The sequence below is a fragment of the Pseudomonas sp. PD9R genome (assembly GCF_019200975.1).
In the GTDB taxonomy this organism is placed as follows: Bacteria; Pseudomonadota; Gammaproteobacteria; order Pseudomonadales; family Pseudomonadaceae; genus Aquipseudomonas.
Genome location: NZ_JAHTMR010000005.1, coordinates 12,143 through 33,899, shown reverse-complemented (window position 1 = coordinate 33,899; position 21,757 = coordinate 12,143). Strand labels below are relative to the sequence as shown.

General features: G+C 61.0%; 27 protein-coding genes. 24 read left to right on the top strand and 3 right to left on the bottom strand.

All coding sequences use genetic code 11. From position 1 onward, the window contains the following. The first annotated feature begins 169 nt into the window (after positions 1-169). The 10 genes from ccmA (at position 170) to KUF73_RS12070 (ending at position 7,558) form a co-directional block, all read left to right on the top strand. Positions 170-805: a cytochrome c biogenesis heme-transporting ATPase CcmA gene (gene ccmA / locus KUF73_RS12115; protein WP_218438281.1), complete on the top strand. Its 636-nt coding sequence runs from the start codon at positions 170-172 to the stop codon at positions 803-805. Beyond that, entirely contained in the window at positions 802-1,470 is a 669-nt protein-coding gene (gene ccmB / locus KUF73_RS12110; protein WP_218438280.1) for a heme exporter protein CcmB, read from the top strand. The genes ccmA and ccmB overlap by 4 nt, the downstream gene beginning before the upstream one ends. A gap of 95 nt (positions 1,471-1,565) precedes the next feature. Further along, entirely contained in the window at positions 1,566-2,321 is a 756-nt protein-coding gene (locus tag KUF73_RS12105; protein ID WP_218438279.1) for a heme ABC transporter permease, read from the top strand. Further along, on the top strand, positions 2,318-2,494 hold the full coding sequence (ccmD, locus tag KUF73_RS12100; protein ID WP_007980758.1) for a heme exporter protein CcmD: 177 nt from the start codon (positions 2,318-2,320) through the stop codon (positions 2,492-2,494). The genes KUF73_RS12105 and ccmD overlap by 4 nt, the downstream gene beginning before the upstream one ends. Next, positions 2,491-2,946 carry a cytochrome c maturation protein CcmE gene (ccmE, locus tag KUF73_RS12095; protein WP_218438278.1) on the top strand — a complete coding sequence of 152 codons (456 nt, stop codon included), beginning with the start codon at positions 2,491-2,493 and terminating at the stop codon, positions 2,944-2,946. Before ccmD ends, ccmE begins: the two co-directional genes overlap by 4 nt. Before the next feature lie 3 nt (positions 2,947-2,949). Further along, positions 2,950-4,938 (top strand): heme lyase CcmF/NrfE family subunit, encoded by a 1,989-nt coding sequence (locus KUF73_RS12090; RefSeq protein ID WP_218438277.1) that lies wholly within the window; start codon positions 2,950-2,952, stop codon positions 4,936-4,938. Further along, complete coding sequence (locus KUF73_RS12085) at positions 4,935-5,471, top strand: DsbE family thiol:disulfide interchange protein (RefSeq protein WP_218438276.1); 537 nt, start codon at positions 4,935-4,937, stop codon at positions 5,469-5,471. Before KUF73_RS12090 ends, KUF73_RS12085 begins: the two co-directional genes overlap by 4 nt. Continuing rightward, complete coding sequence (locus KUF73_RS12080; protein ID WP_218438275.1) at positions 5,468-5,938, top strand: cytochrome c-type biogenesis protein; 471 nt, start codon at positions 5,468-5,470, stop codon at positions 5,936-5,938. The genes KUF73_RS12085 and KUF73_RS12080 overlap by 4 nt, the downstream gene beginning before the upstream one ends. Beyond that, positions 5,935-7,137 (top strand): c-type cytochrome biogenesis protein CcmI, encoded by a 1,203-nt coding sequence (gene ccmI, locus KUF73_RS12075; RefSeq protein ID WP_218438274.1) that lies wholly within the window; start codon positions 5,935-5,937, stop codon positions 7,135-7,137. Before KUF73_RS12080 ends, ccmI begins: the two co-directional genes overlap by 4 nt. 13 nt (positions 7,138-7,150) lie before the next feature. Continuing rightward, positions 7,151-7,558, top strand: coding sequence for a hypothetical protein (locus KUF73_RS12070; protein WP_218438273.1), 408 nt, complete (start codon positions 7,151-7,153; stop codon positions 7,556-7,558). A gap of 42 nt (positions 7,559-7,600) precedes the next feature. Here KUF73_RS12070 and KUF73_RS12065 read toward each other — a convergent pair whose 3' ends face one another. Then, the gene (locus KUF73_RS12065; RefSeq protein WP_256345609.1) at positions 7,601-8,809 is read right to left on the bottom strand and encodes an MFS transporter; all 1,209 of its coding nucleotides are present in this window, start codon (positions 8,807-8,809) and stop codon (positions 7,601-7,603) included. Between the two features lie 161 nt (positions 8,810-8,970). Here KUF73_RS12065 and KUF73_RS12060 point away from each other — a divergent pair, with 161 nt between their 5' ends. The 14 genes from KUF73_RS12060 (at position 8,971) to phnP (ending at position 20,667) form a co-directional block, all read left to right on the top strand. Beyond that, positions 8,971-9,855, top strand: a complete 885-nt coding sequence (locus KUF73_RS12060; RefSeq protein ID WP_256345608.1) for a LysR family transcriptional regulator — start codon at positions 8,971-8,973, stop codon at positions 9,853-9,855. Between the two features lie 263 nt (positions 9,856-10,118). Beyond that, a complete protein-coding gene (gene phnC, locus KUF73_RS12055; RefSeq protein ID WP_218438270.1) occupies positions 10,119-10,952 on the top strand; it encodes a phosphonate ABC transporter ATP-binding protein in 834 nt (277 codons plus the stop codon). Positions 10,953-10,996: 44 nt separating this feature from the next. Next, positions 10,997-12,007, top strand: coding sequence for a phosphonate ABC transporter substrate-binding protein (phnD, locus tag KUF73_RS12050; RefSeq protein ID WP_218438269.1), 1,011 nt, complete (start codon positions 10,997-10,999; stop codon positions 12,005-12,007). Between the two features lie 132 nt (positions 12,008-12,139). Continuing rightward, positions 12,140-12,922, top strand: coding sequence for a phosphonate ABC transporter, permease protein PhnE (phnE, locus tag KUF73_RS12045; RefSeq protein WP_218438268.1), 783 nt, complete (start codon positions 12,140-12,142; stop codon positions 12,920-12,922). 37 nt (positions 12,923-12,959) lie between these two features. After that, positions 12,960-13,664, top strand: coding sequence for a phosphonate metabolism transcriptional regulator PhnF (gene phnF, locus KUF73_RS12040; protein WP_218438267.1), 705 nt, complete (start codon positions 12,960-12,962; stop codon positions 13,662-13,664). Between the two features lie 14 nt (positions 13,665-13,678). After that, positions 13,679-14,125 carry a phosphonate C-P lyase system protein PhnG gene (gene phnG, locus KUF73_RS12035; RefSeq protein WP_218438266.1) on the top strand — a complete coding sequence of 149 codons (447 nt, stop codon included), beginning with the start codon at positions 13,679-13,681 and terminating at the stop codon, positions 14,123-14,125. Further along, complete coding sequence (gene phnH / locus KUF73_RS12030; protein ID WP_218438265.1) at positions 14,125-14,715, top strand: phosphonate C-P lyase system protein PhnH; 591 nt, start codon at positions 14,125-14,127, stop codon at positions 14,713-14,715. Before phnG ends, phnH begins: the two co-directional genes overlap by 1 nt. Further along, positions 14,715-15,791, top strand: a complete 1,077-nt coding sequence (locus tag KUF73_RS12025; RefSeq protein ID WP_218438264.1) for a carbon-phosphorus lyase complex subunit PhnI — start codon at positions 14,715-14,717, stop codon at positions 15,789-15,791. Before phnH ends, KUF73_RS12025 begins: the two co-directional genes overlap by 1 nt. Before the next feature lie 13 nt (positions 15,792-15,804). Continuing rightward, entirely contained in the window at positions 15,805-16,671 is an 867-nt protein-coding gene (locus tag KUF73_RS12020) for an alpha-D-ribose 1-methylphosphonate 5-phosphate C-P-lyase PhnJ (RefSeq protein ID WP_218438547.1), read from the top strand. Next, the gene (gene phnK, locus KUF73_RS12015; RefSeq protein WP_218438263.1) at positions 16,668-17,474 is read left to right on the top strand and encodes a phosphonate C-P lyase system protein PhnK; all 807 of its coding nucleotides are present in this window, start codon (positions 16,668-16,670) and stop codon (positions 17,472-17,474) included. The genes KUF73_RS12020 and phnK overlap by 4 nt, the downstream gene beginning before the upstream one ends. A 29-nt stretch (positions 17,475-17,503) precedes the next feature. Then, on the top strand, positions 17,504-18,223 hold the full coding sequence (gene phnL / locus KUF73_RS12010) for a phosphonate C-P lyase system protein PhnL (protein ID WP_218438546.1): 720 nt from the start codon (positions 17,504-17,506) through the stop codon (positions 18,221-18,223). Further along, a complete protein-coding gene (locus KUF73_RS12005) occupies positions 18,213-19,358 on the top strand; it encodes an alpha-D-ribose 1-methylphosphonate 5-triphosphate diphosphatase (RefSeq protein WP_218438262.1) in 1,146 nt (381 codons plus the stop codon). Before phnL ends, KUF73_RS12005 begins: the two co-directional genes overlap by 11 nt. Beyond that, positions 19,358-19,927, top strand: a complete 570-nt coding sequence (gene phnN, locus KUF73_RS12000; RefSeq protein WP_218438261.1) for a phosphonate metabolism protein/1,5-bisphosphokinase (PRPP-forming) PhnN — start codon at positions 19,358-19,360, stop codon at positions 19,925-19,927. Before KUF73_RS12005 ends, phnN begins: the two co-directional genes overlap by 1 nt. Next, positions 19,918-20,667, top strand: a complete 750-nt coding sequence (gene phnP, locus KUF73_RS11995; RefSeq protein WP_218438260.1) for a phosphonate metabolism protein PhnP — start codon at positions 19,918-19,920, stop codon at positions 20,665-20,667. Before phnN ends, phnP begins: the two co-directional genes overlap by 10 nt. An 18-nt stretch (positions 20,668-20,685) precedes the next feature. Here the strand turns inward: phnP and KUF73_RS11990 are convergent, their stop codons facing one another. Then, on the bottom strand, positions 20,686-21,261 hold the full coding sequence (locus KUF73_RS11990) for a PIN domain-containing protein (protein WP_218438259.1): 576 nt from the start codon (positions 21,259-21,261) through the stop codon (positions 20,686-20,688). Beyond that, positions 21,258-21,725 carry a helix-turn-helix domain-containing protein gene (locus tag KUF73_RS11985; RefSeq protein ID WP_218438545.1) on the bottom strand — a complete coding sequence of 156 codons (468 nt, stop codon included), beginning with the start codon at positions 21,723-21,725 and terminating at the stop codon, positions 21,258-21,260. Before KUF73_RS11985 ends, KUF73_RS11990 begins: the two co-directional genes overlap by 4 nt. Positions 21,726-21,757 lie beyond the last annotated feature (32 nt).

Here is a 21,757-nt window from a genome sequence, read left to right as displayed (position 1 = left end):
TGAGAGTAGGAGATGGCATGTATAATGCCGCCGCGTTGTATACAGAGTGGCGGAAACATTGCAATTATTTGACGCAGCTCTCTCGTTGAGTCTGCCAATACATCTATTCTGCATCTCTATTTAACGGCCGCTCCAGAGCCGACTTGAACCGTATAAGGCCCGCGAATCCTTGACCAGTCCTGTCCTGCAAACCGTTGCCCTTGCTTGTGAGCGAGACCTCCGGCTGCTCTTCGAAAATCTCGATTTGAGACTGGCCAGTGGCGAAATGGTACAGATCAGCGGCCCCAATGGCAGTGGCAAAACCAGCTTGTTACGCCTGCTGTCGGGGCTCATGCAGCCGACCGCCGGTCAGGTTCTGCTCAATGGGCAACCGTTGAACGAGCAGCGTACGGAGCTGGCGCGCAACCTGCTGTGGATCGGCCATGCCGCCGGCATCAAGGACCTGTTGACGCCGGAAGAGAATTTGAGCTGGCTCTGCGCCCTGCATCAGCCGGCCACGCACGAGGCGATCTGGCAGGCACTGGCAGCCGTCGGACTGCGTGGTTTCGAAGATGTTCCCTGTCACACCCTGTCCGCTGGCCAGCAACGGCGAGTCGCACTGGCGCGGTTGTTTCTGGACAGCCCGCCGCTGTGGATTCTCGATGAGCCGTTCACCGCTCTCGACAAACAAGGCGTGGCGCAGCTGGAAGAACATCTGGCCGCCCACTGTGAACGTGGCGGCATGGTGGTGCTAACCACTCACCACACACTGAGCCGGATGCCGGCCGGTTATCGCAATATTGATCTGGGGAACTGGGCCGTATGAGTGTTTTCGGCCTGTTGGTCGCCCGCGAGGCCCGCCTGCTGTTCCGCCGTCCTGCGGAACTGGCCAATCCGCTGGTATTTTTTGCCATCGTCGTTTCACTGTTCCCGTTGGCGGTCGGCCCCGAGTCTCAATTGTTGCAAACCTTGTCTCCGGGACTGGTCTGGGTGGCAGCCCTTTTATCGGTTTTGCTCTCGCTGGACGGGCTTTTCCGCAGTGATTTCGAGGACGGATCGCTGGAACAGTGGGTCCTTTCGTCGCACCCCCTGGCTCTTCTGGTTTTGGCCAAGGTGCTGGCACACTGGGCGTTCTCTGGCCTGGCACTGGTTTTGCTCGCACCCTTGCTGGCGTTGATGCTCGGTTTGCCTGCCGCTTGTCTGCCAGTGTTGCTGCTTTCTTTATTGCTGGGTACACCGGTGCTGAGCCTGCTCGGTGCGGTGGGCGCGGCCCTGACTGTCGGCTTGAAGCGCGGTGGCCTGTTACTGGCATTGCTGATTCTGCCGTTGTACATCCCGGTGTTGATTCTTGGCAGTGGCGCCTTGCAGGCAGCATTACAAGGCATGCCAGCGACCGGGTATCTGCTGTGGCTTGGTAGCCTGACCGCCCTGGCGATAACCCTGACACCTTTTGCAATAGCTGCTGGCCTGAAGATCAGCGTCGGCGAATAATAATGAGGTCTGGTTAAATTTTAACCACTCTTTTTGAAAGAAAAGCAGACCCTGGCTACTCGTGACAACGAGTGGCAACCGTGATGGAAACAGTAATGAACTGGACCTGGTTTCATAAGCTCGGCTCACCCAAATGGTTTTATGGCATCAGCGGCAAACTACTGCCATGGCTGAGCGTCGCGGCGTTGCTGCTGATCGGCGTTGGCGTAGTTTGGGGCCTGGCCTTTGCGCCGCCGGATTACCAGCAAGGCAACAGCTTTCGCATCATTTATATCCATGTTCCGGCCGCCATGCTGGCGCAGTCCATCTACGTGATGCTGGCCGTGTGCGGCGTGGTGGGTCTGGTGTGGAAGATGAAACTGGCCGACGTCGCCCTGCAGTGCGCGGCGCCCATTGGTGCCTGGATGACAGCGGTTGCGCTGGTCACCGGCGCGATCTGGGGTAAACCGACCTGGGGCTCGTGGTGGGTCTGGGACGCACGACTCACGTCTATGTTGATCCTGCTTTTCCTGTACTTCGGTCTCATTGCGCTGGGCAACGCCATCAGCAATCGCGACAGCGCGGCCAAGGCCTGCGCGGTGCTGGCGATTGTTGGCGTGATCAACATCCCGATCATCAAGTACTCGGTGGAGTGGTGGAACACCTTGCACCAGGGCGCGACCTTCACCCTCACCGAAAAACCGGCGATGCCCGCCGAGATGTGGCTGCCACTGCTGCTGACGGCGCTGGGCTTCTATTGTTTCTTCGGCGCGGTGCTGCTGCTGCGCATGCGCCTTGAAGTGCTCAAGCGTGAGGCGCGGGCCAGTTGGGTCAAGGCCGAAGTGGAAAACAGCCTGGAGGCCGTTCGATGAGTTTTGCTTCATTCGGCGACTTCATCGCCATGGGCCATCATGGTCTGTATGTCTGGTCAGCCTATGGCATTTGCCTGGCGGTCCTGGCCCTCAACGTGGCGGCGCCGATTCTGGCCCGCAAGCGGTATCTGCAACAAGAGGCGCGTCGTTTGCGCCGGGAGAACGGCAAGTGAATCCGCTGCGTAAAAAGCGTCTTATCATCATTTTTGCGATTTTGGTCGGGGTCGGCGCTGCCGTTGGCCTGGCCCTGAGCGCCCTGCAGCAAAACATCAATCTGTTTTACACCCCGACCCAGATCGCCAATGGCGAAGCCCCGCAAGACACGCGCATTCGAGCGGGTGGCATGGTCGAGAAGGGATCGCTGCAACGTTCCAACGATTCCCTGGACGTGAAATTCGTGGTCACCGACTTCAACAAATCCGTGACCATCACCTACCGCGGCATCCTGCCGGACTTGTTCCGCGAAGGGCAGGGCATCGTCGCCTTGGGCAAAATCAACGCCGAGGGCGTGGTTGTCGCCGATGAAGTGCTGGCCAAGCACGATGAAAAGTACATGCCGCCTGAAGTGACCAAGGCCCTCAAAGACAGTGGCCAAACCGCTCCAACACCTGCGAAGGAGGGTTGATCCATGACTGCCACCATTTTCATTCCTGAATTGGGCCATTTGGCCATGATCCTGGCGCTGTGCTTCGCGCTGGTTCAGGCCGTGGTGCCGTTGCTCGGTGCCTGGCGCGGCGACCGTTTATGGATGAGCCTGGCCCAGCCCGCCGCGTGGGGTCAATTCACTTTCCTGGTGTTCGCTTTCGGTTGCCTGACCTATGCGTTCATGACGGATGACTTTTCCGTCGGCTATGTCGCCAGCAACTCCAACAGCGCCTTGCCGTGGTACTACAAATTCAGCGCCGTGTGGGGCGCGCACGAAGGTTCGTTGCTGCTGTGGGCGTTGATCCTCGGTGGCTGGACTTTCGCCGTGTCGGTGTTCTCCCGGCAGTTGCCGCAAGTGATGCTGGCGCGGGTGCTGGCGGTGATGGGCATGATCAGCACCGGTTTCCTGCTGTTCCTGATCCTTACCTCGAACCCGTTCAAGCGCATTCTGCCGCAGATCCCGAGCGACGGTGCTGACCTCAATCCATTGCTGCAAGACATTGGCCTGATCGTTCACCCACCGATGCTGTACATGGGTTACGTAGGCTTCTCGGTGGCATTCGCCTTCGCCATCGCGGCGTTGATGGGCGGTCGCCTGGACGCGGCGTGGGCTCGCTGGTCGCGTCCATGGACCATCGTCGCCTGGGCTTTCCTCGGTATCGGCATCACCCTCGGTTCGTGGTGGGCCTATTACGAACTCGGCTGGGGCGGCTGGTGGTTCTGGGACCCGGTGGAAAACGCTTCCTTCATGCCTTGGCTGGTGGGTACCGCGCTGATTCATTCGTTGGCGGTCACGGAAAAACGTGGCGTATTCAAGAGCTGGACCGTGTTGCTGGCCATCGCCGCGTTCTCGCTGAGCCTGCTCGGGACTTTCCTCGTGCGTTCCGGCGTGCTGACGTCGGTGCACGCCTTTGCCTCCGACCCTGAACGCGGTGTGTTCATCCTGATTTTCCTGCTGTTCGTGGTCGGTGGTTCACTGACGCTGTTCGCCCTGCGCGCACCGGTGGTGAAGAGCCAGGTTGGCTTCAACCTCTGGTCCCGGGAAACCTTGCTGCTGGGCAACAACCTGGTGCTGGTGGTGGCGGCGTCGATGATCCTGCTGGGCACCTTGTACCCGCTGATTCTGGACGCGATGACCGGCGCCAAACTGTCGGTCGGCCCACCGTACTTCAACGCGCTGTTCATTCCGTTGATGGCGTTGCTGATGGTGGTGATGGCGGTCGGCATGCTGGTGCGCTGGAAAGACACGCCGGTTAAATGGCTGTTCAACATGCTGACCCCGGTATTGCTCGGCAGCGCCGCGCTGGCCGTTGTGGCCGGCGTCGCTTACGGCGATTTCAACTGGGCGGTGATTGCAACCTTCATGCTCGCGGCCTGGGTATTGCTGGCCGGCGTGAGGGATATCCGCGACAAGACTCGCCACAAAGGCCTGATCAAAGGCCTGCCGGCCCTGACTCGCAGCTATTGGGGCATGCAGCTTGCTCACCTGGGTATCGCGGTCTGTGCCCTCGGCGTGGTGTTGTCGAGCCAGAACAGTGCCGAGCGCGACCTGCGTCTGGCACCGGGCGAGTCCATGGACCTGGCCGGTTATCACTTTGTGTTCGAAGGTGCCAAGCACTTCGAAGGCCCGAACTTCACGTCCGACAAGGGCACCATCCGGGTGATCCGCGATGGCAAAGAAGTCAGCGTGCTGCATCCTGAAAAACGTCTGTATACCGTGCAAAACTCGGTGATGACCGAAGCCGGGATCGACGCCGGTTTCACCCGTGATCTCTACGTCGCACTGGGCGAACCGCTGGGCGATGGCGCCTGGGCCGTGCGCGTTCACGTTAAACCATTCGTGCGCTGGATCTGGTTCGGTGGGTTGCTTACTGGTCTCGGCGGGTTGCTGGCGGCGCTGGATCGTCGCTATCGGGTCAAGGTGAAAAGCCGCGTGCGTGAAGCACTGGGCATGACGGGAGCCACTGCATGAGACGTTGGTTGATGCTGCTGCCACTGGCGATTTTTCTGGTGGTCGCTGTTTTCCTTTATCGCGGTCTGTACCTGGACCCGGCCGAGTTGCCGTCGGCGATGATCGGCAAACCTTTCCCGGAATTTTCACTCCCTGCGGTGCAGGGCGAAAAGACCTTGAGCCGTGCTGACATTCTCGGCAAACCGGCACTGGTCAACGTCTGGGGCACCTGGTGCATTTCCTGCCGGGTCGAGCACCCGGTGTTGAACAAACTGGCCGAGAAGGGCGTGCTGATCTACGGCATCAACTACAAGGACATCAACGCCGATGCCTTGAAGTGGCTGACGGAATTCCATAACCCTTATCAACTCGACATCCGCGACGACGCCGGCACCCTGGGCCTGAACCTCGGCGTGTATGGCGCGCCGGAAACCTTCTTCATCGACGCCAAGGGCATCATCCGCGACAAGTTCGTTGGCGTGATCGACGAGCAGGTCTGGCACGAAAAACTGGCGGCCAAGTATCAGGCGCTGGTCGATGAGGCCAAGCCATGAAGCGCTGGATCGCTGCCGTCGTTTTGGGCCTGAGCATGGCGGGTGTGGCTCACGCCGCAATCGACACCTATGAGTTTGCCAAAGAAGGCGACCGTGAGCGTTTCCGCGAGCTGACCAAGGAGCTGCGCTGCCCCAAGTGCCAGAACCAGGATATCGCCGACTCCAACGCACCGATTGCGGCCGACCTGCGCAGAGAGATTTTTCGCATGTTGGGCGAGGGCAAGGACAACCAGCAAATCATCGACTTCATGGTTGATCGCTACGGTGATTTCGTCCGCTACAAACCGGCCCTGAACGCCAAGACTGCACTGCTCTGGTTCGGCCCCGCCGGCCTGCTGCTGGGCGGTTTTGTGATCATCGCGGTGATTGTCCGCCGTCGTCGCGTGCAACGCGCTGAAACTCCGGACTCGCTTTCTGCCGAGGAGCGTGAGCGCCTCGACCATCTGTTGGATAAAAACCAAGAATGATTGATTTCTGGCTCGCTGCAGGTCTGCTGCTTCTGGTGGCCCTGAGTTTTCTGCTGATCCCCGTTCTGCGTAGTCGTCGCGCCCAGCTCGAAGAGGATCGTACTGCCCTGAACGTAGCGCTGTATCAGGAGCGCGTGGCTGAACTGCACGTTCAGCAGGAAGAGGGCATTCTCGATGCCGCGCAAATGGACGCCGGCCGCGCTGAAGCTGCCCGTGAATTGCTCGCGGATACCGAAGGCGTTGCCGCACCACGGGTGTCTCGATTGGGCAAACCGGCGCCTTTGCTGGCGGCGATTCTGGTGCCGGTTTTGGGCCTGGGCTTGTACCTGCATTTCGGTGCCAGCGATAAAGTCGAGTTGGCCCGGGAATTCTCCCAGGCACCGCAGTCGATGGAGGAAATGACCCGACGCCTGGAGCGCGCAGTCGCGGCGCAGCCGGATTCGGCTGAAGCCTTGTACTTCCTCGGTCGCACTTACATGACTCAGGATCGTCCCGCCGATGCGGCGAAGATCTTCGAGCGCACTGTCAACCTCGCCGGTCGTCAACCTGAATTGTTGGGCCAATGGGCCCAGGCCCAGTACTTCGCCGATGGCAAGACGTGGTCGGACAAGATTCAGGCGCTGACTGACGAAGCGTTGAAGGCTGATCCGAAAGAAGTCACCAGCCTCGGCCTGCTGGGCATCGCGGCCTTCGAAAGCGAGCATTATCAACAAGCCATCGATTACTGGAATCGCCTGCTGGAGCAACTGCCGCCGGACGATAAATCCCGTATCGCATTGCAGGGCGGCATTACCCGCGCCACCGAAAAACTGGTGGCCAGCGGCGGCAAAGTCGCACCGGCGCCGGTGGCCAAGACAGCGGCGCTGCTCAAGGTCCAGGTGGATCTGGCGGCCGAACTGAAAGGCAAAGTCCAGCCGGGCGACAGCGTGTTCATTTTTGCCCGTGCTACCTCTGGCCCGCCTGCGCCGCTGGCGGCCAAACGCCTGACTGTCGCAGACTTGCCGGCGACCGTTGAACTGGGTGATGCCGACGCAATGATGCCGCAGTTGAAACTGTCGAACTTCCCTGAAGTCCAACTGGTTGCGCGCATCTCCCGTGCCGGTCAACCGACGGCGGGCGAGTGGGTCGGTCGCAGCCAGCCTCTGGCCAGCAGCACCACCGCGCCGCAAACACTGACCATCGACAGCCCGGACAAATAACAGGACACGCACCATGACCGCCATCGCTCGTATTACCCTGCTCAGCGTTGTTTTAGGGCTGAGCGCTTGTGCGGTCCATCGGCCACCCGAGCCGCAGACGCCACCACCGATCCCGCCGTCGCAGCCCAGCCCCACGCCATCGACGTCGCCTGCACCGGGCAAACCTGCCATTCCCGCCAAACCCGCCAAGCCGTTGCCGCGTACTTCCGCCAGCTTCGCGCCGCCGCCGGGGGGCAACAGTCATTGGGACCCGAAACTGGGTGTCTATGTGCTCGATGATCAACCGAACACCTTCTACCGCCAGCGCACTTACTACCGCTGGGACAACGGCTGGAGCCGCTCGATCAGCCCGAAAGGGCCGTGGGAAGAGACAGATATCCACGGCGTGCCTGGCGGTCTTGGGCGGCAATTCGGGCAGTAATGAAAAAGGCGACCTTCGAGGTCGCCTTTTTCTTGTCTGTAATTAGCGCGTCGCCCGGCGCGGTGCCCCGATCCAGTGGATTGCCAGAGCAAGCAGCCCCAGGGCAATGCCGAAGATCACGATGCCGGACCAGCCATAACGGGTCATCAGCCAGCCGCTGATCGCTGCGCCCACCGCACCACCAAAGAACGTGGCCGTCATGTAGAGGCTGTTGATGCGGCCCTGTGCCTTGGGGTCTACGGCGAAGGCGCGAGTCTGGTTCGACACCAGGCCCGACTGCACGCCGATATCGAGCACGATCACGCCGAGTACCAGCAACGTCAGCGAGGTCTGCGCGCCAGAAAGCAGCAGATAGGCCAGCGTCACGATACCGATACTGGCGCCAATCACGCTGCGCGAGCCCAGCCGGTCAGTGGCTCGGCCGCCGAGTGACGCGGCCAGAGCACCCGCCGCGCCGATGATGCCGAAGCCCCCCGCCCAGGCGCTGCCAAGTTGAAACGGACCGTTAGCCAGCAGTGCCGCCAGGTTGACCCAAAAGGCGTTGAAGCAGGCCCACAACAGCGCCTGGACAATCATTGACTGGCGAATCGCCGAATTGTCCCGCATCAGCGGCCACAGTGAAGCAAGCAGGCGCGGGTAGGAAAGGTTGGTGCTGGGCACGCCTTTGGGCAGCAATGCAGCCGCCGCAATCCACACCGGAATCATAAATGCCGCTTCCAACCCATACACCGCACGCCAGCCCCAGGCTTCACCGACCACACCGGCAATCGTGCGCCCGAGCAGGATGCCGACCATGATGCCGCTGACCACCGTGCCGACGTTTCGCCCACGTTCGCTGGGCTTGGACATGACGGCGGCGAATGGCACCAGTTGTTGAGGCACGCAGCTCACGATCCCGAGGCCGAAGGACGCGGCGATGAGCGTGCCGACGCCGGGTGAGATAGCGGCCGCAAGTGCGAAGCACAGCGCCATGGCAATCTGACCCAGCACCAGTTTGCGCCGATCAAAACGGTCGCCCATTGGCAGCAGCAGCGCCAGCCCGGTGGCGAAACCGAGCAATGCCGAGCCCGCCACCAGATCGACTGTCGTCAGGTCGAGCCCCAGGTCTGACGCAATCAAGGGCAGGATGGGCTGTGTGCAGTAGATGTTGGTGATCACCGCGCCGGCGATGATCGCCATCATGATGATCTTGCCGCGAGACGCTAACGCGGGTGCTGTCGTACTTTCGGAAGTTAAGGGCAGGGCGCTCACGGCACTCTCCATCAAGGTTGCCTTTCCCGCCTGTGCGACGGGATATCGCGCGCGGGAGATGAGTGCCCAACCTTACGCAATCGCTTAAATATGGATAATCCCCTAGGATTGGGAATCATCCTTCCATAATTTGATAGGGTTCCATGAACCGTCTTGAATCCATGTCTGTCCTCGTAGCGGTGGTTGATTCGGGCAGTCTGTCGGGCGCCGCGCGTCGCCTCGGCATGCCGCTTGCCACCGTCAGCCGAAAAGTTGCGGAGCTCGAATCGCACCTGAAGACGCGCCTGCTTCACCGCACCACGCGCCAACTGTCTTTGACGGAAGCTGGCAGTTCTTATGTGGCGGCGTGCAGACGCATTCTTGAAGAGATCGGTGAGGCCGAGCGCGCGGCGACCGGTGAATACGCCTCGCCCAAGGGCGAGCTGGTGGTCACGGCGCCGGTGGTTTTCGGGCGCTTGCACCTGGTGCCGGTCATTGCAGAATTTCTCGCGCAGTACCCCGAAATTGAAGTCAACCTGATGCTGACTGATCGTGTGGTGCATCTGATGGAGGAGCACTGTGACGTCGCGGTGCGGATCGGCAAATTGCCCGATAGCTCACTCATGGCTACACAAGTCGGGACAGTGCGTCGGGTGGTGTGTGCAAGCCCGGACTACCTGGCAACCCGTGGCGTGCCGGCCACGCCACGGGATCTCGCCGAGCATAATTGCATCACTTTCGAAGTCCTTGCCTCCGTGGGCGCCTGGGTTTTCGGGGCGGGCAAATCAGAGCTGTCGGTGCCTGTTCATTCACGACTTGCCGTCAATACAGCGGAGGCGGCTATCGGTGCCGCGGTGCTTGGCGTCGGGGTGATACGCGTCCTGTCTTATCAGGTCGCTGATGCCCTGCGTGACGATGCGTTGCAGGTAGTGCTCGAACCCTTTGAGTCATCTCCATTGCCCATCAACCTCGTGCACAAGGGGCAAACACCGCTGCCCTTGAAGCTTCGTGCATTCTTCGACTTCGTAACTCCGCGCCTGCGCGCTCGCGCAACCCGGGCTACTTAACGTCGCAAGCGTTCAAATCCATAAGATCGCAGCCTGCGGCAGCTCCTACAGGAGATATACGTATCCATGTAGGAGCTGCCGCAGGCTGCGATCTTTTGATCTTGATCTTGTTGCTCCTCACACGCTCCCAACCTTTCACAAATCCTTCATCAAATCGTTATTGCAGCGACTTGTGCGAGTCATAGGGCTGACACAGCCCGTGCCTAAAGTCGGTTGAACTCAAATACGGCCATGGATGGCTGTTCAACCAGACAGAGAAGCCCATGAACGCAGCTATCCATGTCGATCATCTGAACAAGACCTTTTCGCGTAAAACCGCACTGGTCGACCTCGAGCTGACCATCGCGGCCGGTGAGATGGTCGCGCTGATTGGCGCTTCCGGCTCCGGTAAGTCCACCTTGCTGCGCCACCTCGCGGGCCTGGCCTGTTGCGATCGCAACAACGGTGGCAGCGTCAAAGTGCTGGGTCGAGAGGTGCAGGCGAGCGGGCGGCTCAATGGCAAGGTGCGGCGCCTGCGTGCCGACATCGGCTACATCTTTCAGCAGTTCAATCTGGTCAACCGCCTGAGCGTACTCGACAACGTACTGCTCGGTTGCCTGGGGCGCATGCCGCGCTGGCGTGGCAACTTGAACCTGTTTAATGCCGAAGAAAAACAGTTCGCCATGGAGTCCCTGGACCGCGTTGGCCTGGCCGATCTGGCAGCGCAACGAGCCTCGACCCTGTCCGGCGGCCAGCAGCAGCGCGTGGCGATCGCCCGGGCATTGACCCAGCGTGCCGAGGTGATTCTGGCGGATGAGCCCATCGCCTCGCTCGACCCGGAGTCGGCGCGCAAGGTCATGGAAATCCTCGCCGACATCAACCGTCGCGATGGCAAGACTGTGGTGGTCACCCTGCATCAAGTGGATTACGCCACCCGTTATTGCCCGCGTGCCGTGGCACTCAAGGGCGGACGCATCCATTTCGATGGCCGCGCCGCTGAACTCAGCGGGCAATTTCTCAATGATTTGTACGGTGCCGATATCGACACCAGCCTGATGTGTTCCGACCACATTCGCGCCGCCGAACCCGCACCCCGCCTGGTACTGGCGCGCGCGTGAACACTTCCCGTTTTCCCAACCGTTCACCCTCAGGAAACCTTTCCATGTTGAACCGTATCGGTCGCGTTTTTGCTGGCGCAGCACTGCTCGCCAGCTGTGTGCTGGGCACCGCCCAGGCTGAAGAAAAAGCCATCAACTTCGGCATCATGTCCACCGAGTCCTCGCAGAACCTCAAGAGCATCTGGCAGCCGTTTCTGAATGACATGCAGAAGAAAACCGGCCTGAAGATCAACGCCACCTTCGCTTCTGACTATGCCGGTTTGATCCAGGGCATGCGCTTCAACAAGGTTGACGTTGCCTGGCTCGGCAACAAGGCCGCCATCGAAGCCGTGGACCGTTCCAACGGCGAGATCTTTGCCCAGACTGCTGCCGCCAGCGGTGCTGCCGGCTACTGGAGCGTATTGATCGTGCGCAAGGACAGCCCGATCAACTCCGTCGACGACATGCTGAAAAACGCCAAGAACCTGACCTTTGGCAACGGTGATCCGAACTCCACTTCGGGTTATCTGGTGCCGGGCTACTACGTGTTCGCCAAGAACCACGTCGACGCCGCCACCGCGTTCAAGCGCACCCTCAACTCCAGCCACGAGGTCAATGCCTTGAGCGTGGCCAAGGGGCAACTGGATGTCGCGACCTTCAACACCGAAAGCTGGGATCGCCTCGAAGTCACCCAGCCTGACAAGGCTGCAATGCTCAAGGTGATCTGGAAGTCGCCGCTGATCCCCGCCGACCCGCTGGTATGGAGCAAGGCGCTGAGCGACAGCGAGAAGCAAAAAATTCGCGACTTCATCTTCAGCTATGGCGACACCGACTCCGAGAAAGCCGTGCTCGCGGGCATGCAACTGGGCAAGTTCTTGAAGTCCAGCGACGACCAGTTACTGCCGATCCGTCAGCTTGAGCTGTTCAAGCAGCGCACCACCGTCAACGCCGACATCCAGCTTGAAGCGGCAGGCAAAGCCAAGCGCCTGGCCGAGATCGATGCCGAACTGGCCAAGCTGCAAGAGCGCATCACTTTGCTTGAGAAAACCAACAAGACAGCCGCCAACGCCGGCTGATCCACCGCGCGGTGCTTTTTGTAGGAGCGAGCTTGCTCGCGATGCACTCAAGAGCACCGCGTTTCTCCAGGTTGCCCGCGTCATCGTTAACGACCATCGCGAGCAAGCTCGCTCCTACATTGAGGGAGACTCATGACCACTCTTCACGCTGAAGCCGTCGGCAAACAAACCTGGCCGCGATACGCCGGTTGGGGCCTGTTCCTGGTCCTGCTGGCCTGGGCCTGGCACGGTGCCGAAATGAACCCGATGGCGTTGTATCGCGACTCGGGAAACATGGCGACCTTCGCCGCGGATTTCTTTCCGCCGGACTTTCATGAATGGCGCGCGTACCTCAAGGAAATGATCGTCACCGTACAAATCGCCCTCTGGGGCACGGTGCTGGCGATTGTCTGCTCGGTGCCACTGGGCATTCTCTGCTCGGAAAACATCACGCCCTGGTGGATTCACCAACCGCTGCGCCGGGTGATGGATGCCTTCCGTTCGATCAACGAAATGGTCTTCGCCATGTTGTTCGTGGTGGCGGTCGGGTTGGGTCCGTTTGCCGGGGTATTGGCGCTGTGGATCAGCACCACCGGTGTGCTAGCCAAGCTGTTCGCCGAAGCGGTCGAGGCCATCGATCCGGGCCCGGTTGAAGGCGTTCGCGCCACCGGTGCCAGTGCCTTGCAAGAAGTGATCTACGGCGTGATCCCGCAAGTGATGCCGCTGTGGGTGTCGTACGCGCTGTATCGCTTCGAGGCCAATGTGCGCTCGGCGACGGTGGTGGGCATGGTCGGCGCTGGCGGCATCGGCGTGATCCTCTGGGAGAACATCCGCGCCTTTCAGTTCGTACAAACCTGCGCGGTGCTGCTGGTCATCATCGTCGTGGTAAGCCTGATCGACATCCTGTCGCAACGCCTGCGCAAGCAGTTCATCTGATCTTCGGAGGGGTGCCCTTGGGCGCTTTTTTTTAAGCATGCAGTTGTCTAGACAAGATGAACCGGTGTACCGCGAGCTGGCCGACATCCTGCGCCGTGAGCTGAGCGACTACAGCGCCGGCGATTTTCTGCCAGGCGAGGTGCAGTTGGCCGAACGCTTCGGCGTCAACCGCCATACCTTGCGCCGCGCCATCGATGAGCTGGTGTTCGAAGGCAGCCTGCTGCGGCGTCAGGGCAAAGGCACCCAAGTGCTGGAACGGCCGCTGATCTACCCGATGGCCGCAGACAGCGCCTATAGCCAGTCGTTGTCGGCGCAAGGGTTGGGTGTCGAGGCCGTCTTGCTCAAGCGCCGCTATTGCTACGCCAGCCGCGGAGAAGCGCAGCACCTTGGCATTGCCGAGATGGCGGCGATGATCGAATTGCAAACCCTGCGCAAGCTCGATCACCAACCCGTCAGCCTGATTCGCCATCGCTACTGCGCCAGCCACGCGCCGTTGCTGGCGGACTACAACGGCGGCTCCCTGCGCCAGTACCTGAGCGAACGCGACCTGCCGCTGACCCGCACCTTGAGTCTGATCGGCGCCCGGTTGCCCAACCGTGAAGAAGCCGCGTTGCTGATGATGCCCCGGCATTTGCCGGCGCTGAGTGTGTTCACCCTTTCCCGCGATCGCGACGGACGTGCGGTGGAGCTGGCCCAGTCCACCAGCCGTTCGGATCGCTTCCAGTACCAGATCGTCACCTGATGGAGAACCCACCGATGAACCTTGCTTCTCAGACCGCGCGGCAGCACTGGATTGGCGTGCTGGCCCTCGCCCGTCGCAGCGAACTTCAACCCCATGAAGCCGCACTGCGCGACATCGAATACCAACTGATTCGCGCCCCGGAAATCGGCATGACCCTGGTCCGTGGCCGCATGGGCGGCAACGGCGCGCCGTTCAACGTCGGCGAAATGAGCGTGACCCGCTGCGTGGTGCGCCTGGCCGATGGTCGCACCGGCTACAGCTACCTGGCGGGGCGCGACAAGGTTCACGCCGAACTGGCCGCTCTGGCCGATGCGCATTTGCAGGGCTCGCAACAGCGGCACTGGCTGGCGCAAATGATCACGCCGCTGGCGTCAGCGCAGGCCGAACGCCGGGCGCAAAAAGAGGCGGAAACGGCCGCCACCAAAGTTGAATTCTTCACCCTCGTACGAGGAGAAAATTGATGAGCGCACAGTTGTTGCAACCGGCCTTCGCCGACCCGGTGCTGGATGCCCAGCGCGGTTTTCGCGCGGCGCTCAAGGCACTCGCCGGCCCAGGTTTGATCCAGACCCTGCACGCCGCGCCGAGACTCGAAGGGTTGGCCCCGGCCACTTACGCGCTGTGCCTGGCGTTGCTGGATGTCGACACGCCGCTGTGGTTGGCGCCGTCCTTCGACACGCCGCTGATCCGCGCCAACCTTGCGTTCCATTGCGGTTGCCCTCTTACCGCAAACCGAGAGGCCGCGCGTTTCGCCTTGCTCGCCGCCGAGGATCTGCTCGACCTGAGCGGCTTCGATGTGGGCAATGACCGCTATCCCGATCAGTCCTGCACCTTGCTCGTACAACTGCCATTGCTGGACGGCGGAGAAGGGCTGGCCTGGCGTGGACCGGGAATCGAAATCGAACACGGGGTCCGCCTGCCACTGGCGGAGGGCTTCTGGATTGAACGCGAACGTCGCAACGAATTTCCCCGTGGCCTGGATATGTTTTTTACCGCCGGTGATGACCTGATCGGCCTGCCGCGCAGCACTCGCATCACACAGGAGCGTGCCTGATGTACGTAGCCGTCAAGGGTGGCGAACAGGCCATCGACAATGCCCACCGTCTGCTGGCGAAAAAGCGCCGGGGCGATACCTCTGTCACTGAGTTGAGCGTCGAGCAAATCCGTCAGCAACTGCCGCTCGCCGTGGCGCGGGTGATGAGCGAAGGCTCGCTGTACGACGAAGAACTCGCTGCACTGGCGATCAAGCAAGCGGCGGGCGATCTGGTGGAAGCGATCTTCCTGCTGCGCGCCTATCGCACCACGTTGCCACGCTTCAGCCCGAGCCTGCCGATCGACACGTCGAACATGCAGCTCAGCCGGCGCTTGTCCGCGACGTTCAAGGACGTGCCCGGCGGGCAGCTGCTGGGGCCGACCTTCGATTACACCCACCGTCTGCTCGACTTTGCACTGCTTGCCGAAGGCGAGTATCCGGGGCCAAAAACGACGCCGAACGCCAGCCTTGAAGCCTGCCCGCGAGTCCTCGGTCTACTGGCCAAGGAAGGCTTGATCAAGAACGAATCCGACAACAGCGAAACCGTGGCCGACATCACCCGCGACCCGCTGGAATTGCCTGCCAGCCGCGCTGAACGTTTGCAGGCTTTGGCCCGTGGCGATGAAGGTTTTCTGCTGGCGCTGGGTTATTCGACCCAACGCGGTTACGGCCGTAACCACCCGTTCGCCGGGGAAATACGCATCGGTGAAGTCGAGGTGTGGATCGATCCTCAAGAGCTGGGTTTCCCGATCAATCTGGGCAGTATCGAAGTCACCGAGTGCGAGATGGTCAACCAATTCGTCGGCTCGGCCACCGAATTGGCGCAGTTCACTCGCGGCTACGGCCTGGCCTTCGGGCATGCCGAACGCAAGGCGATGGGCATGGCGCTGGTCGACCGCGCACTGCGCGCCAAGGAGTTCAACGAAGAGATCGAGTCGCCGGCGCAGCAGGAAGAATTCGTGCTGATGCACTGCGACAACGTCGAGGCCGCAGGTTTTGTCTCGCACCTCAAGTTACCTCACTACGTGGACTTCCAGGCCGAACTGGAACTGATCCGCAAACTGCGCAAGCCTGCCGAGGGGAAAAGCCATGAATGACCTGAGCAACCCCATGAAAGGCGGGGCGCCCGTTCGCGATGAGGCATACAACTTTGCCTACCTCGACGAACAGACCAAACGCATGATTCGCCGCGCCTTGCTCAAGGCCGTGGCGATCCCTGGTTACCAAGTGCCGTTCGGTGGCCGCGAGATGCCGTTGCCATATGGTTGGGGCACCGGCGGCATGCAATTGACCGCCGCGATTCTTGGCGAAGACGACGTGCTCAAGGTCATCGACCAAGGCGCCGACGACACCACCAACGCCGTGTCGATCCGCCGCTTTTTCGCCCGCACCGCCGGCGTCGCCACCACCGAAATCACCCCGGACGCGACAGTGATCCAGACCCGCCACCGCATCCCGGAAACCCCGCTGCACGCCGATCAGATCATGGTCTATCAGGTGCCGATTCCAGAGCCGCTGCGTTTTATCGAGCCGTCGGAAACCGAGACCCGGACCATGCACGCTCTCAACGATTACGGGGTGATGCACGTGAAACTCTACGAGGACATCGCCACCTTCGGCCACATCGCCACGGCTTACGCCTACCCGGTGATGGTCGACGAGCGCTACGTGATGGACCCGTCGCCGATCCCCAAATTCGACAACCCGAAACTCGACATGAGCCCGGCGCTGATGTTGTTCGGGGCCGGTCGCGAAAAGCGCCTGTACGCGGTGCCGCCGTACACCCGAGTCACCAGCCTCGACTTCGAGGATCACCCCTTCGAAGCGCAGAAATGGGACGAAAACTGTGCCATCTGCGGCAGCCATGATTCGTTCCTCGACGAGCTGATTCTCGACGACGCAGGCACTCAGAGCTTCGTCTGTTCCGATACCTATTACTGCGCCCAGCGCGTCAGCCAGCAGGAGCAGGGCCAATGAACCAGGCGCTGAAAAACCAACTGTCCGTGTCCACTGAGCCCTTGCTGAAAGTGCGCAATCTTTCGCTGTTGTACGGCCCGGAAAAAGGTTGCCAGGACGTCAGCTTCGACCTGTACCCGGGCGAAGTGTTGGGGATCGTCGGCGAATCCGGCTCGGGCAAATCCACGTTGCTCTCGCTGCTCAGCGGACGCCTGCCGCCGCAAAACGGACGCATCGGTTACCGCGACAAACAGGGCCAATGGCTGGACCTGTACAGCGCCAGCGAAGCCGAGCGCCGCACCTTGTTGCGCACCGAATGGGGCTTCGTCGAACAGAACCCGCGTGACGGTTTGCGCATGGGCGTGTCGGCGGGCGCCAACATCGGCGAGCGCCTGATGGCTCAAGGGGTTCGCAATTATCAGCAACTGCGCGGTGCCGGCATCGACTGGCTGAGCCAGGTGGAAATCGACCCGCAGCGCATCGACGACTTGCCACGCACGTTCTCCGGCGGCATGCAGCAACGCCTGCAAATCGCCCGCAATCTGGTGTCGAGCCCGCGCCTGGTGTTCATGGACGAACCCACTGGCGGCCTCGACGTGTCGGTGCAGGCGCGTTTGCTCGACCTGTTGCGCGGTCTGGTGCGTGAGCTGGATCTGGCGGTGGTGATCGTCACCCACGACCTGGCGGTGGCGCGTTTGCTGGCGGATCGGTTGATGGTGATGCGCCGCTCGCGGGTGGTGGAAACCGGCCTGACCGATCAGATCCTCGACGACCCGCAGCACCCTTATTCGCAACTGCTGGTGTCTTCGGTGTTGCAGCCATGACGGCCCGTCCAACTGTGGAAATTCCGGCGATGAATACCTTGATCGAGGTCCGTGACCTCTCGAAAACCTTCACCCTGCACCAACAACATGGCGTGGTCCTGAATGTGCTGCGCGGGGTGGATTTCACGGTGGCAAGTGGTGAATGCCTGGTGCTGCATGGCCAGTCCGGCGCCGGTAAAAGCACCTTGTTGCGCACGCTGTATGGCAACTATCTGCCGGCCGGCGGCAGCATCCGCGTGCAGCACGATGGGCATTGGCTGGAGCTGGTGGGCGCCGAGCCACGGGACATTCTTCAGGTGCGCCAGCGCACCCTGGGTTATGTCAGTCAGTTTCTGCGGGTGATCCCGCGCGTGGCGTGCCTGGACGTCGTGATGGAGCCGGCACTGGCCCGCGGCTGGTCGAAACAACTGGCGCAATCCCGTGCCGAGTTGTTGCTCAGCCGCCTGAATATTCCGCAACGCCTGTGGCAACTGGCACCCGGCACCTTCTCTGGCGGCGAGCAGCAACGAGTCAACATCGCTCGCGGTTTCATGGTGGCGTGGCCGGTGATGTTACTCGATGAGCCCACGGCGTCCCTGGACGAAAACAATCGCCAAGTGGTGCTGGAACTGATGAACGAAGCCAAGCAAGCCGGTGCCGCATTGATCGGCATTTTTCACGACCGCGTCGCCCGCGAGGCGATCGCCGATCGTCATCTCGACATGACTCCGACTGCCGTGAACGACAAGGAATACGCCAATGTCCGTTGAACAGATCCTCAGCAATGCGCAATTGGTCACCGCTGACCGGGTGTTCTACGGCACCGTGGTATTGCGTGACGGCTTGATCGTCGACGTCGCCGAAGGCCCGAGCCGCTTGCCCCAGGCCCAGGACCTCAACGGCGATTATCTGCTGCCCGGCCTAGTGGAATTGCACACCGACAACCTGGAAAAGCACATGACGCCGCGCCCCGGCGTGGACTGGCCGTCGCGCTCGGCGGTGCTCAGCCACGATGCGCAGATCATCGCGGCCGGCATCACCACGGTGTTTGACGCGGTGTCCATCGGCGATGTGAACCCCAAGGGCAAGCGCATGCAGAAGTTGCCGGCGATGCTTGAAGCGATTTCCAGCGCCTCCGATGCGGGCCTGACCCGCGCCGAGCACCGCCTGCACTTGCGCTGCGAGTTGTGCCACCCGGACACCCTGAGCGTGTTTCGTGATCTGGTGGAGCATCCGCTGGTGCAGCTGGTGTCGGTGATGGACCATTCGCCGGGTCAGCGCCAATTCGTGCTGGAGTCCAAGTACCGTGAGTACTACATGGGCAAATACCACCTGACCACCACGCAGATGGACGAATTCATCACCTTGCAGATGGCCAACTCCCGCGAGTACAGCGACCGTTATCGCGCGGCGATTGTCGAGCATTGCCTGGCCCGTGGCCTGTCAGTGGCCAGCCATGACGACGCGACCCTGGCCCACGTCGAGGAGTCGGCGCGCTACGGCATGACCATCGCCGAGTTCCCGACCACCGCCGAAGCGGCGCGTGGTTGCCGGCAAGAGGGCATGAAGGTATTGATGGGGGCACCGAACATCGTGCGCGGCGGTTCGCACTCGGGTAACGTGGCGGCCGCTGACCTGGCGGCAGAAGGGCTGCTGGATATCTTGTCCAGCGACTACTATCCAGCGAGCCTGCTGCAAGCGGCGTTTGCCCTGGCGACGCAGAGTGATCGGGTCGATTTGGCTCAGGCGGTGCGTATGGTCAGCCTGGCGCCGGCCAGTGCAGCCGGGTTGACCGATCGCGGCGAAATTGCACTGGGCCTGCGGGCGGATCTGGTGCAAGCGCGCAGTCAAGACGGGCTGCCGGTGGTCCAACAAGTCTGGCGACAAGCGAAGAGGGTGTTTTGATGACGGGCAGGTTGATCTATCTCATCGGACCTTCAGGTTCGGGCAAGGACAGCCTGCTGGATGCTGCACGAACGCGGTTGGCCGAACGCGGCTGCCGTATCGTGCGGCGGGTCATCACCCGCTCGGCGGAAGCCGTGGGGGAGGCGGCGCAAGGCGTCAGCCCGGAGCAGTTCGCCGAGATGGAGGCGCAGGGCGCGTTTGCCCTGAGCTGGCACGCCAACGGCCTGGCCTATGGCATTCCAAGGGAGATTGATGATTGGCTAGCGGCGGGGGACGACGTATTGGTCAACGGCTCTCGTGGGCATCTGCAGGACACTCGCGAGCGCTATCCCGACGTGCTGGTGTTGTTGCTGACCGTGGATCAAGCCGTGTTGCGCCAGCGCTTGTTGGCGCGTGGGCGTGAATCGGTGGCCGAGATCGACCAGCGGTTGGCGCGCAATGCGCGCTTCAGTGAAGGTTTGCTGGCCGACAACGACCCGGCGGTGCATTTGCTCGATAATTCCGGGCCGCTGGAACGCACGGTCGAACGCCTGTTGGCCTGCATCGATGAGTCTGCCGCATGCGCCTGACGCTACTGGGCACGGGGGATGCGCGACAGGTGCCAGTCTATGGCTGCGAATGCCCGGCCTGCACCCGGGCACGCATCGATGAACGCTGGCGACGACAACCGTGCTGTGCGCTGATCGAGTGTGGCGATCAGCGCTGGTTGATCGACAGCGGCCTGCCTGACCTCACCGAACGCTTCCCGCCGCGCAGCTTCAACGGTATTTTCCAGACCCATTACCACGCCGATCATGCTCAAGGTTTGCTGCATCTGCGCTGGGGCCAGGGACTGGTGATTCCGGTGCATGGCCCGGAGGACCCGGAAGGCCTGGCCGACCTTTACAAGCATCCAGGCATTCTCGATTTCAGCCAACCGTTCGAAGCATTCGAAACCCGGTCCTTCGGTACGCTGAGCGTGACGGCGCTGCCATTGCTGCATTCCAAACCAACCCTCGGCTACTTGCTTGAAGGCGAAGGTCGGCGCATTGCCTATCTGACCGACACCGTCGGCCTGCCACCGGCGACCACCGCGTGGCTGCAGCGTGAACGGCTGGACGTGCTGGTGCTCGACTGTTCAATCCCCCCGCAGCCTCAAGCGCCGCGTAACCACAATGACTTGAATCTGGCTTTGCAGTGCATAGATGAGCTGCAGCCTGAATCGGCGGTATTGACCCATGTCGGGCATACGTTCGATGCGTGGTTGATTGAGCATCGCGGTGAGTTACCAGGCAATGTCAGTGTCGGCTTTGATGGGTGTGTGTTGTAGCGGCATCGCCGTTTGTATTTAAAGCATCGCTCGGTAACCGTTCAGTGCTCTAACTGACTGAACCAATCCCAGGCGCAACAAAAGATCGAGATAGGTGCTGACATCCAATGGGGGTGTCTTCAACTGTTTGCGTTGACGGTGGGCTGCAGCGATTACGGCCGCCTGATCCAGGCCAAAGAGATTTTCGACGAATTCGTCAGGGTGCTGAACCTCGATACCGAAAGGGTTCAATGCTGCATCGGGGAAGTCCTTCTGATTGAAAGTCACGATGACGCTGGCATTACATCGGATCGCAGCAGCAAGTACATGTCGGTCATCAAGGTCGGGCAGTTTCAGTCCTTGAATCAGGCCTTCGTAGCCGGTGACACATGCGTCGGGTATGGCCTGATCCATTAAATCGGATGTGCGATCCAGCTGTACTGCGGTCAGGTCCGGGCGATTTTTCAGCAGATTACGTTTCCATTCGTTGTGTATCTCCAGGGTCCATCGCGCTCTAAAGCAACCGGAGAGTGCGAGCCACATCAGAAAATCTCTCAAAGGCGCCGGGTAAAGCACGCAAGCGTCATATACAGCGGTAAAAGAAGAGTGCCTCACTCGTATCCTGTCCTTAACGCTTGTGCCTGCTCGGCGAGAAGCCTCATTGCCTGCTCGCTGGCAGCGTCGCGCCGGTTTTTATAGTCCATCAAATCGGCAAAACGCACACGTCGGTGCTTGCCGGTTTTGTGGTAGGACAACTCGCCAATTTCGAGCAGTTTGATCAGATGCGGGCGTGAGACGTTGAGCAGATCTGCTGCTTCCTGGGTGGTCAATTCAGCGTGAACCGGAACCACTTTCACGGCGTTGCCCGCAGCAAGCTCCGCGAGGATATCGACGAGCAATCGCAGCGCCGAAGTGGGCAGTTCGACACTGTGAGCTTCATTCTGATCGTCGAAAATCTGGATGCGCTGAGTTTCGAGTTGGGTAGCGAGCCAGGCAACCAAGGCGCGCTGGCCCTCGATTGCAGCCTTTACTTCGCGCTCCACGGGCAGGTTGAACGGCGGATGAATGACTGTCGACATGATGGACCCCAATATTCGGAATAATCGATGTC